13 protein-coding genes are annotated in these 13,533 nt (G+C 42.7%); 7 read left to right on the top strand and 6 right to left on the bottom strand.

The window, feature by feature from the left end:
- Window position 1: 1 nt before the first annotated feature.
- Window positions 2–451, top strand: coding sequence for an NfeD family protein (locus tag AB6E54_RS19340; RefSeq protein WP_017061926.1), 450 nt, complete (start codon window positions 2–4; stop codon window positions 449–451).
- Between the two features lie 319 nt (window positions 452–770).
- Window positions 771–950: a hypothetical protein gene (locus AB6E54_RS19335; RefSeq protein ID WP_017061927.1), complete on the top strand. Its 180-nt coding sequence runs from the start codon at window positions 771–773 to the stop codon at window positions 948–950.
- Window positions 951–1,026: 76 nt separating this feature from the next.
- Here AB6E54_RS19335 and cueR read toward each other — a convergent pair whose 3' ends face one another.
- The 5 genes from cueR to zipA form a co-directional block, all read right to left on the bottom strand.
- Window positions 1,027–1,419, bottom strand: a complete 393-nt coding sequence (cueR, locus tag AB6E54_RS19330; protein ID WP_017061928.1) for a Cu(I)-responsive transcriptional regulator — start codon at window positions 1,417–1,419, stop codon at window positions 1,027–1,029.
- Window positions 1,420–1,512: 93 nt separating this feature from the next.
- Window positions 1,513–2,316, bottom strand: a complete 804-nt coding sequence (locus AB6E54_RS19325) for a DUF2057 family protein (protein WP_017063394.1) — start codon at window positions 2,314–2,316, stop codon at window positions 1,513–1,515.
- A 98-nt stretch (window positions 2,317–2,414) separates the two neighbouring features.
- Entirely contained in the window at window positions 2,415–3,515 is a 1,101-nt protein-coding gene (locus AB6E54_RS19320) for a porin (RefSeq protein WP_102332550.1), read from the bottom strand.
- A gap of 525 nt (window positions 3,516–4,040) precedes the next feature.
- Complete coding sequence (gene ligA / locus AB6E54_RS19315; protein ID WP_102332551.1) at window positions 4,041–6,053, bottom strand: NAD-dependent DNA ligase LigA; 2,013 nt, start codon at window positions 6,051–6,053, stop codon at window positions 4,041–4,043.
- 92 nt (window positions 6,054–6,145) lie between these two features.
- Window positions 6,146–7,189: a cell division protein ZipA gene (gene zipA / locus AB6E54_RS19310; RefSeq protein WP_017061932.1), complete on the bottom strand. Its 1,044-nt coding sequence runs from the start codon at window positions 7,187–7,189 to the stop codon at window positions 6,146–6,148.
- Window positions 7,190–7,418: 229 nt separating this feature from the next.
- On the opposite strand from zipA, the gene cysZ reads away from it, so the two are divergent.
- The 5 genes from cysZ to crr all read left to right on the top strand — a co-directional run bounded on the left by cysZ (window position 7,419) and on the right by crr (window position 12,420).
- Complete coding sequence (gene cysZ / locus AB6E54_RS19305; RefSeq protein WP_029235129.1) at window positions 7,419–8,177, top strand: sulfate transporter CysZ; 759 nt, start codon at window positions 7,419–7,421, stop codon at window positions 8,175–8,177.
- A gap of 237 nt (window positions 8,178–8,414) precedes the next feature.
- On the top strand, window positions 8,415–9,383 hold the full coding sequence (gene cysK / locus AB6E54_RS19300; protein ID WP_017061934.1) for a cysteine synthase A: 969 nt from the start codon (window positions 8,415–8,417) through the stop codon (window positions 9,381–9,383).
- A gap of 302 nt (window positions 9,384–9,685) precedes the next feature.
- The gene (locus AB6E54_RS19295; RefSeq protein WP_004734263.1) at window positions 9,686–9,943 is read left to right on the top strand and encodes an HPr family phosphocarrier protein; all 258 of its coding nucleotides are present in this window, start codon (window positions 9,686–9,688) and stop codon (window positions 9,941–9,943) included.
- A 136-nt stretch (window positions 9,944–10,079) separates the two neighbouring features.
- Entirely contained in the window at window positions 10,080–11,804 is a 1,725-nt protein-coding gene (gene ptsI / locus AB6E54_RS19290; protein ID WP_017061935.1) for a phosphoenolpyruvate-protein phosphotransferase PtsI, read from the top strand.
- Window positions 11,805–11,910: 106 nt separating this feature from the next.
- Entirely contained in the window at window positions 11,911–12,420 is a 510-nt protein-coding gene (gene crr, locus AB6E54_RS19285; RefSeq protein ID WP_004737851.1) for a PTS glucose transporter subunit IIA, read from the top strand.
- 491 nt (window positions 12,421–12,911) lie between these two features.
- On the opposite strand, the gene AB6E54_RS19280 is transcribed toward crr, so the two are convergent.
- Window positions 12,912–13,533 (bottom strand): flagellin (locus tag AB6E54_RS19280; protein ID WP_372168999.1); only part of this gene is annotated, 622 nt, incomplete at its 5' end.

Genomic DNA, 13,533 nt, shown 5'->3' with positions numbered 1-13,533 from the left:
TATGGTCGAATTACTAGAACAAGTAAACCACTGGCATTGGTTAGCGTTTGGTCTAGCATTGTTAGCGCTTGAGCTAATTGGAACCGCTGGTTACTTTTTATGGATAGGCATATCTGCCATGCTGGTCGGTGCCCTATTAGGAGCATTACCAATTGGTTGGCAGATGCAATGGCTGTCCTTTGCTAGCTTCTCTCTTATTACCACTTGGTTGTGGTGGAGAAGACAACTCTCGAATGACAAGCAATCGGATGCAGGGCGAGAGTTAAACCAAAGAGAAAAGCAATTGGTAGGTCAAACCGTTATTTTAAGTGAAGACGTAAAGAAAGGTAGCTGTCGAATTAAGTTCGGTGACTCTTCTTGGTCAGCAAAGGCCAGTCAAGATATTCCATCTGGAACCGAAATTAAGATTGTCGCTTTAGACGGAATCGTTCTAATAATAGAACCTTTATAAACAAGAGCTATATGAAGCCTGCATTTTCAATAAATGCAGGCTTTTTCTATTTTTGAACCTTAATAATATTCGAATTATCATTGCGATAGATTGAATTGAAAAAAAAATAAGTTCTTATTTCGTAAAGCTAAAAAGTTTGATTGAGCTAAAAAGGTATAAGAAAGCCAGATTTCTTACCCAATATATATATGAATAGTTAACCTTACTCTCGCTTATTTATAATTATTAAAAATGTTAAGTCCGTCCAATTTTTGAAATTTTCTTTTCCTTGTCCATACTTTCAATTATCTCAATTAGAGATAAACCTAATGGAGTTTGTATGAGACATTTTTTAATAATTCTAACGGCTATTTTCAGCTTGTCATTTGGAAGCGCTCTAGCGAGCAGTCAGTCTCCTGGTAACGGAAACATGGGGCCTATCGTTAAGTGTTCAGATGGTAACGCAGTCACTCATGTACCACTGTTGATCTGTAAACATTACGGCGGAAAGGTGCTGTGATAGGTGCTGTGATAGGTGATTAAAGTCAGGCTAGTAATGAAATTGCTGCCTGACGATTATTTAGAACTGGAATAACCTAACTGCGGCCAGATAGATTATTCAAGATAGGACATTCCGTTGAAGTATCTCCAGGGCAGTCATGTACCCAAGATTGTAGCTGCACCTTCATCTTGTTTAACTCCGCAAGCTTCAACTCTATTTCATCTAACTTCTGAGTAGCCTTCTTCTTTACTTCGTAGCTTTGTCTGTTGGGATTCATTGCCAACTCAACCAGTGACTTACACTCATCGAGAGTGAAACCAACCATTTTAGCTCTCAAAACGAACTCTAACTGTTCGATATGAATCTCGCCATATTGCCTGTAACCATTTTCTGATCGGTGCGGTGGGCTCATCATGCCTTTACTTTCGTAAAAACGAATGGATTTCGCTGTTGTACCAACACGCTTCGCTACTTCACCAATATTCACAATCTTACCTGTAAGCCTAAAATGAAAAACCGCAGTACTGCTGTTATACAATACTGCGGTTGAAAAACATAGCTAGAGACTTACGTTAGAAGCCTACTCTTGCTCTAATAGCCAAATCATAGTTTGAGATTTTTCTTCGCTGTTTAGCTTATTGAACCAATATGAAACCATTTCGATTTCTTTTGAGCCTTCTAGTGATGTTGGGGTAGCGTTTTTACGATTCTTGAATGCCCAATCAGTCACAGCAGCTTGCTCTTCTTTTGTCGCTTGACCATACCAGTAATTAACCATCTCTTGAGCTTGAGACGCTTTTGGTTCTTCAGCAACTACAGCCGCAACAGGTACCGCAACCGGAGCAACAGCGATAGCCGTATGATTATTTGCACCGTTATAAATTGTGTCGATATACGCTTTCGGCACAATGAAAGTTGTACTCATCACTGAGTTTTGTCCATCAAGTGTAAATTCTAAATTCTTTTTTCTTGCTTGCTGGATGTCAGCTTCGCTCAATGGAAATTTAATATACTGAGTCTTTGTGCAGTGTTCGCTGCAGCTCTCTCTTGGAAGTTGTCTCTCTTCAAGGTCTATCGTCTTACCAAAAAAGCTAACGGTTTCGTATTCTTTATAGCTCTGGAAATAGCTTACATCCATGGTAATGGAAGATTCTGGAGCCGAATTCTGCGTTATTTCTTTGTTGTATGTAAAGTAGAGTGACGATTTCAGGATGTCTGCCCCGACATTCGCTTTACTTTCCGCTACATAAGATTGCCCAGTCACTTGAATGTAGCCACCTTTTGGCTGTACATCAGCAACTGAGTCTGCAAAATTACTTTGTGAATCGAGTGAACTACAAGCTCCCAAAAATAATGATAATACGACTACACTAACTTTATTCATTATGACTAATTCCTTATGTTCACTATGGAAAAACGCTGGCAAACAAAATTTACCAGCGTTTTGATTTTTATCTAACTGTTTAAGCTAAAGATTCTAGCTTAGAAACCGTATTCAAGACCAACGCGAGTTACGATATCTGTATCAGCGTCACCAACAGTACGACCCGCTACACGTAGGTAAGGTACGAAACCGTTATGAACAGCCATTAACTGACCAGAAATAGTGTTGCTGTCTGAGTTAGCGTCTTTCTTACCGTTTGTTTCAGACTCAAGGTTAGCTGCGTAGCCTAGTTTGAAACCGATTGGACCATTCCAGTATTGACCGATGATAGAGTAAGAATCTTGAGTTACTTTGCGGATGCTGTTATCTAGCTCTTCGCCTTTATATGCTGCAGCGAAACCGAAACCTGCTGGTAGGCTAGCTTCGAAACCAACAATGTATGCGAATGTATCATCATCGTAACCAGCTACTTCAGGAGCCTGTTCTGGGTTACCGTTTTCATCAAAAGACCAATCACCACCAGACGCGGCAACGACACGAGTACCAGATTCAACCGCACCCATTAATGTTACTTTCTCGAAGCTGTACTTAGCACTTGCGCCAACAAAGTTTGCGTCACGAGTTGCTGCACCACCACCGTTGTCGTTGTCGTCACGACCAACAGAAGCTGCAAAAGAGAAACCGCCAAATTTAGCTGAATCGTAACGAACTTGGTTAGATTGACGATCGTAGTGACCGTTGATGCCGCCCCAATCGAATACAGAACCTAGACCAGGGTTAGAGAATGGCCAGTCGACGATTTCGTATAGTGGAGTAAGAACACGACCCACACGCAGGTTACCCCAAGAGCCAGAAGCACCAACGAACGTATCACGGAAACCAAGCACACCGCCTGAAACGCCGCCATGACCCCAGTCTGTGCTATCTACGTAGCCAGATTCAATCTGCATTGTGATTAATACGTCATCAAACATCTCTTTATGAGCACGGAAGCCGATACGAGATTCATTCTCTACAGCGTAACCAGTACTAGAGTCGTTGTTGTCAGTTGTGTTGTAGTTAACTAGAGAGATAGCTGCAACACCGTATACGTCAACGTTGAAATCAGAGTTGATACCAACTTCTTTCGCCATTACGCCTGTCGATAAAAGTGCAACGGATGCACCTAGTAGAGTACGTTTGAAAATTTTGTTTTCCATGGAATAAAACTCCTAAAAATGGATATAGCTGTTTGAATATTCCCCGCCTAAAGTTGGCCGCCGTAGAGAGAAATACCTTTTCTTGTTTGAGAACCCTAAACTCTGAATTCTCTATTTCCTTTCTGGTTATACACATCATGTGCATCCATGGCATTAAGACTAACTTCGCCCTCAAAAAGATCAATGAGAACTTAATTTTCATCTAAAAAAATATGAGTTGGTGCAAATTTAATAGGTACTTAGTGATCCAGATCGATAAATAGAAAAATCCTCACCAAAACAAAATCAATACCAATAAATTCAACAACTTGAGGTAATTATCACTTTGTAAAAATAGATATGACTCGCATTTTTGATACAACTACAATGGTATTTCATTAATGTTGAGCAGCGTCACTGTCCTGATTTTAGAGTTCGTATAGGAACAAAATTCTCAACAATTAAAAAGCCCTCATTTTTATATCAGAAACAAAAAAGGCACTCCCTTGAAAGGAGTGCCTTTGAGCTTTTTTTATCTGTATTTACTTACGAAATAAGGGCTATTAGATCTTCTTCTGTTCTTATTTCGATACCTAAATCTTGTGCTTTAGTTAATTTAGAACCCGCAGCTTCACCGGCAAACAAGATGTCCGTTTTCTTCGATACGCTACCCGTCACTTTCGCACCTAATGCTTGTAACGCAGCTTTAGCTTCACTTCGACCTAATTGCGACAATGAGCCTGTTAACACAACGACTTTACCTTCTAATGGTAGCTCTTGGTCATCGGCAGCTTCTTTGATGATTGGCCAATTCACACCTAGCTCTATCAGCTGATCGACGACCGCTCTGTTTTTCTCTTGTGAGAAGAAGCTGGTGATATGGCTAGCAACGATGTCACCAATATCTGACACTTCAACTAATTGTTCATGAGTAGCTGCTTGAACCAGTTCCAACGTCTTAAAGTGTTGAGCTAAGTTCATAGCCGTCGCTTCACCGACTTCACGAATACCGAGTGAATAGAGGAAACGTGCTAACGTTGTGTCTTTGGCTTTATTCAGCGCACTCACCACATTTTGCGCCGATTTAGGCCCCATACGATCAAGAACTGTAATTACGCCCGCGCTAAGCTTGAACAAGTCAGCGGGCGTTTCTACCATTTCACGGTCCACAAGCTGCTCTATCACTTTTACGCCAAGGCCATCGACATCCAACGCCTTTCTCGACACAAAGTGCTTAAGCGCTTCTTTACGCTGCGCCTGACAGACTAAACCGCCAGTACAACGCGCTACAGCTTCCCCCTCGACACGCTCAACCGTAGAGCTACATACAGGGCAAGCATCAGGGAAAACAATGTCTCTAGCCGTTTCAGGGCGACGATCTAGTACAACAGCCACAATTTGCGGAATAACATCACCTGCACGGCGAATAATAACGCTGTCGCCTACCTTCACGCCTAAACGCGCAATCTCATCGGCATTGTGTAAAGTGGCATTGCTGACTGTCACGCCACCAACGAAGATAGGTTCAAGTTTAGCAACCGGCGTAATAGCGCCAGTACGGCCCACCTGAAATTCAACGTCATTGAGCAGTGTAATCTCTTCTTGAGCTGGGAACTTATAAGCAATTGCCCAACGTGGCGCTCGTGCAACAAAGCCAAGTACTTCTTGAGCCGCGATATCGTCGACTTTGATAACAACGCCATCAATCTCGTAAGCCAGAGCATCACGACGAGTCATAATATCTTGGTAATAGGCTTTCACGTCTTCGAGAGAGCTCAGTTGCTTAGTCTCGGGGCACATAGGTAAGCCCCAACCTTTAAGCTGTAAAAAGCGTTGGTAGTGACTATTTGATAGCTCAGCGCCTTGTACAACACCTACACTGTATGCGTAGAAAGCTAGCGGACGTTTCGCAGTAATACGAGAATCAAGCTGACGCAGGCTACCTGCGGCAGCATTACGTGGGTTAACAAATACTTTCTCGCCTTTCTTCAACGCCATCTCATTCAACTTATCGAAACCCGCTTTTGGCATAAACACTTCGCCACGAACTTCAATACGCTGCGGCCAGCCTTCACCTTGTAACTTAAGTGGGATAGAGCTGATCGTACGCACGTTTTCAGTGATGTTTTCACCCGTCGCACCGTCACCACGTGTCGCAGCCTGAACTAAAATACCATTCACATAGAGTAGGCTAACTGCAAGGCCATCAAGCTTAGGTTCACAACAGAAAGTCTTGAGGTTAGCGGTTGGCGCTCTATCAGACATTCGCTTATTGAACGCATCCAAATCTTCATCAGAGAAAGCATTGTCCAGAGAAAGCATTGGGATCTCATGAGTCACTTGAGTGAAACCATCGAGAGGCTGACCACCAACACGTTGGCTCGGAGAATCTACCGTCACTAGTTCCGGGTTCTCTTCTTCGATCTTTAGCAATTGCTGCATTAATCGATCGTACTCGACATCAGGGATCTCAGGGCTATCTTCTACGTAATAACGAACGGCGTGATAATGCAGAGTTTCTCTTAACTGCTCTAAGGTAACTTGAATCGATTCTTTCATATCATTCTCTATCGTGATTGAAATATCAAAAAGGGCTCCCTTAGGAGCCCTTTTCTATAAATATAGATTATTTACAAGGCTAAACAATACGGCTAGGCATTCGATGCCGTCATAAAGTCTCTGATTTGCTTGCGGTAGTCAGATAAACGGTTTGGTGTCATTAAGTTGCGTGACTCATCCAACACGTTTCCGCCCATATCGTCAGCAATTTTCTGCGCCGCACTCAGCATCACATTGAAGTTTTGATCAGCTTGACCATAACAAGGCAACGTCATAAAGAACGAAATACCTTTAGTCGTGAAGTCAGCAGGATCATCATGTTCTAGCGTTCCTGGCTGCATCATGTTTGCAACGCTGAAAATAACCTTTGGTGCATCTGTAGATTGTGCAAAGCAGTGGTAAATAGACATCTCACCATAAGTTAAACCGTTGTTCTCCATGCTGCGGAAAAGTTCAGTCCCAACGAATGGGATCTCTCCAGCACAGTGAACATTAAGAACGATCACTTCTAAACCAAGTTCTTCATCTGGTTTTGCTTCTTCAACAGTCGCACTTTGCGGAGTCACGACTTCTTTCGCTACAACTGGCTCTCTTTGAGTAAGCGTTTCGTTTGGAACGACTGGCTCATCAACTGTTTCAGAAGGCTCTTCAAACGAACCGTACTGCACTTTAAAGCCGGCATGGTTTTCTTTTTGCTCGTCAGTCAACTCAAAGCTTGGAACTTCAGGCTCAACGTCCTTCTCTTCCTCAATCACTTCAGGTTCACTTTCAACCTTAATTGGGTCTTCTACGCTGAAAGAAGGAAGATCATTTAATTCGATATCATCTTCGTAAGCTTCTTTCGCTTGTGGCGCTGTTAGCGGATCTGAGTCGATCAGCGGATCAGTATCAGAGGGTGAAACAGCAAAATCCGGCTCTTTACGTTCTTTTCGGATTATCTCAAAATCATCTTCTGGGGCGAATGAACGGTTTGGAATAGTTTCTGCTTCATCTAAGCTGTCGTTATCAAGCTTACCGAGCGGCTTATCTCCAAACTTTGCTTTCCCTTCTTTTTTACTCGTCCATAGACCATGGAACAATAATGCGGCGATAGCTAATGCGCCAACAATAATGAGTACAAATCGCAATTCCTGCATTTTTCGCTCTCAGCTTTCTTAGTCAACTAGCTATAAACACGCTGTCACTAAGTTGGGTTAATTTGGCTAATCTCACTACTCTATCAAAAGTAGCCACTGTTTTAGAACAACTTAATACAATTAGTTCCTTACATGGTGTGATTTTCACCACGCTTTTTTTCTTAATTTCGGTCGAGTACACTAGACATGTTTGCTATTTAACCAAATTCACATGTGACCTAATTTAAATATGACTATTGAATCTGTTCCCCGCTCCGGCTTTGGCTATTTTATTTTCGGAATAAAAATCGCTTTATCACCGAGCATTCGTAAGTTTGTACTAATGCCACTTATCGCGAACGTGTTACTCGTTGGTGGTGCCTTGTTTTATATCTTCTCCAACCTAAACACTTGGATTGAAGGTTGGATTGGTGCATTGCCAAGTTTCTTGTCGTGGTTGTCATACATTTTATGGCCATTACTTGTGTTAACCGTCTTGGCCACATTCTCGTATTTCTTTAGCACGCTCGCTAACTTCATTGCCGCACCGTTCAACGGTTTACTCGCGGAAAAAGTTGAAGAGTTGTTGAGCGGTAAAAAAGTTAATGACGATGGTTTACTTGATGTCCTCAAAGATACCCCACGTATATTAGCGAGAGAATGGCGCAAGCTTGTCTACATTCTGCCAAAAGCGATCGGTTTATTCCTACTTTTGTTAATTCCAGCACTAGGGCAAACCGTTGCTCCGTTTTTATGGTTCATTTTCACAGCATGGATGTTAGCGATTCAATACGCCGACTACCCGTTCGATAACCATAAAATCAAATTTGATGACATGAGAAACAATTTGAAACAAAAACAAGGCAAGAGCTACAGCTTTGGCGCGCTTGTTTCTGTGTTCACCACAATTCCAATTCTAAACCTGATCGTAATGCCCGTTGCCGTTTGCGGCGCGACGGCAATGTGGGTTGCTGAGTTTAAAGACCAAGCTCTGCGTTCTCGTCTATAGTTCTCGTCTCTAACCCTTTCTACACTTCCTAGTTTCGCCTATCTTTTTGAAGTTCTGATTTCAATAAAGATAGGCGTCAATTCTGCTACATATCTATATGATATAACTTTTTAATCCTTTTACCTTTTTTTCAACTTGTTTAATCTAAATTCAAGCTGAACAAACATCGAAAGACACTAGACGGTAAAGTGATTGATATACTACGTTTAGTTCTGTCATTAAATGAAGGAATATCGCATGAGCAAGATCTACGAAGACAACACCCTAACGATTGGTAACACACCTCTAGTCCGCCTTAACAAAGTAAGCAAAGGTAACGTCCTAGCTAAGATCGAAGCTCGTAACCCAAGCTTCAGTGTTAAATGTCGTATCGGTTCAAACATGATCTGGGAAGCAGAAAAAGCGGGTACGCTTAAGCCAGGTATCGAGCTTGTTGAACCTACCAGTGGTAACACAGGTGTTGCACTTGCATTCGTAGCAGCAGCACGCGGTTACAAACTAACGCTAACTATGCCTGAATCAATGAGCCTAGAACGTCGTAAGCTGCTTAAAGCGCTTGGCGCAAACCTAGTGCTGACTGAAGCACCAAAAGGTATGAACGGTGCGATTGCTAAAGCAGAAGAGATTGTTGCTTCAGACCCAGACAAGTACCTACTACTTCAACAGTTCAACAACCCAGCCAACCCACAAATTCACGAGCAAACGACTGGTCCTGAAATTTGGGAAGCAACAGACGGCGAAATCGACGTGTTTGTAGCGGGTGTTGGTACGGGCGGTACTATCACAGGTACAAGTCGTTACATTAAAGGTGAAAAAGGCAAAGCGATCACTTCAGTAGCGGTTGAACCAGCAGAGTCTCCAGTGATTGCACAGGCACTTGCAGGTGAAGAAATCAAACCAGCTCCACACAAAATTCAAGGTATCGGTGCAGGTTTCATCCCTGGAAACCTAGATTTAGAGATTATTGACCGTGTTGAATCGGTAACTTCTGAAGAAGCGATTGAGATGGCTCAACGCCTAATGAAAGAAGAAGGTATTCTTGCAGGCATCTCATCTGGCGCGGCAGTTGTAGCAGCAAACAGAATCGCCGAACTACCTGAATTTGCAGGAAAAACTATCGTTACTGTACTACCAAGCTCTGGTGAGCGTTACCTAAGCACAGCCCTATTTGCTGGCATCTTTACGGAAAAAGAGAACCAACAATAATATGTGGTCAAATCAATTTTTCGTCCAAAAAAGCCCCGTTTAGGGGCTTTTTTGTTGATCCCTGCCCCACCTTTGGTAATATCGGGTCTGTTTTATTTTTCGCTTCAAAATAAAAGAAGCAATAAACAAATTCTGAAAGTCATGAGTACTCAGCAAAAGACGACCATGGCTGGATAAAAATTTATAACCAGTCTAAGTTCTAACACGAACATGGCGTACTAGCCTCTAGCGCATTTGGGCTAAAGCAGTTAAGCTAATCTGGTTACAAACTTACAAAAAATAAATTAATTGGGGTATATAAAATGTACGAGAAGCAAGTAGAAATCACAGCAGAAAACGGTCTTCACACTCGTCCAGCTGCACAGTTCGTTAAAGAAGCAAAATCTTTCGACGCTGACATCACAGTGACTTCTAACGGCAAAAGCGCTAGCGCGAAAAGCCTGTTCAAACTACAAACTTTAGGCCTAGTAAAAGGTACTAACGTTACTATTTCAGCTGAAGGTCCTCAAGCTCAGCAAGCAGTAGACCACCTAGTTGCTCTTATGGATCAACTACACTAATACGGTCTCCTTCTTTCAAAGCCATTTTGCATAGCAAAGTGGCTTTGTTCGAAATAGATAGGAATAAGCGCGACATTAGTCGACGACTTAAAGTCACACACTCTCCCGTTTACAGTTGAACAACTAAGGTAAGGCTATGATTTCAGGCATCCTAGCATCTCCTGGTATTGCTTTCGGTAAAGCACTACTACTTCAAGAAGATGAAATTGTCCTAAACACTCAATCTATCTCTGACGACCAAGTTGAAGCAGAAGTACAGCGTTTCTTTGACGCTCGTAACAAATCTTCTCAACAACTTGAAGTTGTTAAGCAAAAAGCACTTGAAACTTTTGGCGAAGAAAAAGAAGCAATCTTTGAAGGCCACATCATGCTGCTTGAAGATGAAGAGCTAGAAGAAGAGATTTTAGCACTCATCAAGAAAGACAAGATGCACGCAGACAACGCGATCCACACTGTGATCGAAGAGCAAGCTGTTGCACTAGAGTCTCTTGATGATGAGTACCTAAAAGAACGTGCAACTGATATCCGTGATATCGGTACTCGTTTCGTTAAAAATGCTCTAGGCATTAACATTGTATCTCTAGCAGATATCAATGAAGAAGTTATCCTAGTAGCTTACGACCTAACGCCATCTGAAACTGCACAAATCAACCTAGACTACGTTCTTGGTTTCGCTTGTGACATCGGCGGTCGTACATCTCATACTTCAATCATGGCACGTTCTCTTGAACTTCCAGCTATCGTTGGTACTAACGATATCACTAAGCAAGTTAAGAACGGCGACATGCTTGTGCTAGACGCGATGAACAACAAGATCATCATCAACCCTTCAGATGCTGAATTAGCAGAAGCTAAGAAAATCAAAGAAGATTTCGAAGCAGAAGCAGTTGAACTAGCAAAACTAAAAGATTTACATGCTGAAACTCTAGACGGTCACCGTGTAGAAGTTTGTGGCAACATCGGTACAGTAAAAGACTGTGACGGTATCCTGCGTAACGGCGGTGAAGGCGTTGGTCTGTACCGTACTGAATTCCTATTTATGGACCGTGACGCGCTTCCTACTGAAGAAGAGCAATACGTTGCTTACAAAGAAGTAGCAGAAGCAATGGAAGGCGAGTCAGTGATTATCCGTACTATGGATATCGGTGGCGACAAAGACCTACCATACATGGACCTTCCACAAGAGATGAACCCGTTCCTAGGCTGGCGTGCAGTACGTATCAGCTTGGATCGTCGTGAAATCCTACGTGACCAACTACGTGGCATCCTACGTGCATCTGCACACGGTAAACTACGTATCATGTTCCCAATGATCATTTCTGTTGAAGAGATCCGTGAACTGAAAAAAGCAATCGAAGAGTACAAAGTTGAACTTCGCGCTGAAGGCCTAGCTTTCGATGAAGAAATCGAAATCGGCGTAATGGTTGAGACTCCAGCAGCTGCTGCAATCGCACACCACCTAGCGAAAGAAGTATCTTTCTTCTCTATCGGTACTAACGACCTAACGCAATACACTCTTGCGGTAGACCGTGGTAACGAAATGATTTCTCACCTATACAACCCACTATCTCCTGCTGTTCTTACAGTAATCAAGCAAGTGATCGACGCATCACACGCTGAAGGTAAGTGGACTGGTATGTGTGGTGAGCTTGCTGGTGATGAGCGTGCAACGCTACTTCTTCTTGGTATGGGTCTAGATGAGTTCTCTATGAGCGGTATCTCTATCCCTAAAGTTAAGAAAGTAATCCGTAACTCTAACTTCGCTGAAGTTAAAGCTATGGCTGACGAAGCACTATCTCTACCAACAGCTGCTGAAATTGAAGCTTGCGTAGAAAAGTTCATCGCTGAGAAAACTCAGTAATCGCCAATCGCTTAATAACGTTAGACGGCTAAAAATAGTCGTCTAATTTGTTAGATTGGTATAGTATATTCTACAGAATAAAACTAAACGTTAGGAGCATGACACAATGGGTCTGTTTGACAAACTGAAAAAGCTTGTATCTGATGACAGCGCTGATGCTGGTGCAATCGAAATCATCGCACCTCTTTCTGGTGAAATCGTAAACATCGAAGATGTGCCAGATGTAGTTTTCGCTGAAAAAATCGTTGGTGACGGCATCGCGATCAAACCAGCTGGCGACAAAATGGTAGCTCCAGTTAACGGTACTATCGGTAAGATCTTCGAAACTAACCACGCATTCTCTATCGAGTCTGACGACGGTGTTGAGCTTTTCGTTCACTTCGGTATCGATACTGTTGAACTTAAAGGCGAAGGCTTCACTCGTGTAGCTGAAGAAGGTCAATCTGTTAAAGCTGGTGACACTATCATCACTTTCGACCTAGCGCTTCTAGAAGAGAAAGCAAAATCTACGCTTACTCCAGTTGTTATCTCTAACATGGACGAAATCAAGGAGCTGAACAAGCTTTCTGGTTCTGTAACTGTTGGCGAAACTCCAGTTCTTAAAGTAACTAAGTAATTTCGATTACTTATCTGCTTTAATTAAAACGCTACCTAAGGGTGGCGTTTTTTGTGCCTGTTATATTGCTCGAGTTCCTTAAACAACAGTTCTGATTACTACTCCCACCTTGCTGTAAACAATCCCTCAATAAGCCACAGTAATCCCAATCCTTAATTACCGACTAACACCTACTTTGTATTAAACCAAGTTAAACGCCATTCTAGGCGCTGCTACCGCACGTTAAATCACGGGGGATGACTTCAGGCAGACAACAGTTCTCTGATATCTCGCTCGACTCGATTCTGAGATGACGACTAAAGACTTCGATTCAGGTAAACAATGGATCAATACCACCCAATCGTCGTCCTTCGCTCACCAAATAACAGGCAATAAAAAACCCAGCCGAAGCTGGGTCCTGTTTAGCGCTCATCTCTCACCACGAGCTAATTTGTGGAAGCCTAACGTTAACGCCTATGAACAACATATAGTCAACGTGGCCTTTCAATCGATTAACCTAGTAGGCTAAGTGCCGAGTTCGGAGCTTGCTTCGCTTGAGCAAGAATCGAGCTTGAAGCTTGAGAAAGGATCTGAGACTTAGTCATCTGAGTCGTTTCTTTCGCGAAATCGGTATCTTTAATACGGCTCTTAGATGCGTTAACGTTCTCGTTAATGTTGTCTAAGTTGCTGATAGCGTGGTCGAAACGGTTTTGGAAAGCACCCAATTCAGCACGGTGGCTATCTACATACTTAAGTGCCGCATCGATAACAGCTACAGACTCTTGTGCGCCGCCAACTGATGTTACATCGATAGTGTCAACCGTTACGTCTTTACCTGCTTGAATACCTAACTCACCAGCAAGACCACCAGAGAAAGACACATCGCCGCTCACTTTGTTGTTGCCAGTGAACATTTGTAGCTTGCCGTCTTCAGTTACAGATGCTTTAACAGAATCTTGTTGACCGTTGATGTACGTTGCTAGCTCTTCAATGTCGTCACCCGCTTTTGCGCTGATGTCGATTTCTTGTGCTTGACCGAAGTTATCAGTGAACGACATTTTCAGGTCGTTAGAGCCTGATTGAACGTTCCAATCTTTATCTTTCGCGTTCTCAGTTTGGTAGCTCTTACCACCC

This window comes from Vibrio sp. 10N.247.311.49 (assembly GCF_041467655.1).
Classification (GTDB): domain Bacteria; phylum Pseudomonadota; class Gammaproteobacteria; order Enterobacterales; family Vibrionaceae; genus Vibrio; species Vibrio crassostreae_C.
The sequence above is the reverse complement of the archived record's forward strand: the minus strand, read 5'-3'. Positions and strand labels throughout refer to the sequence as shown.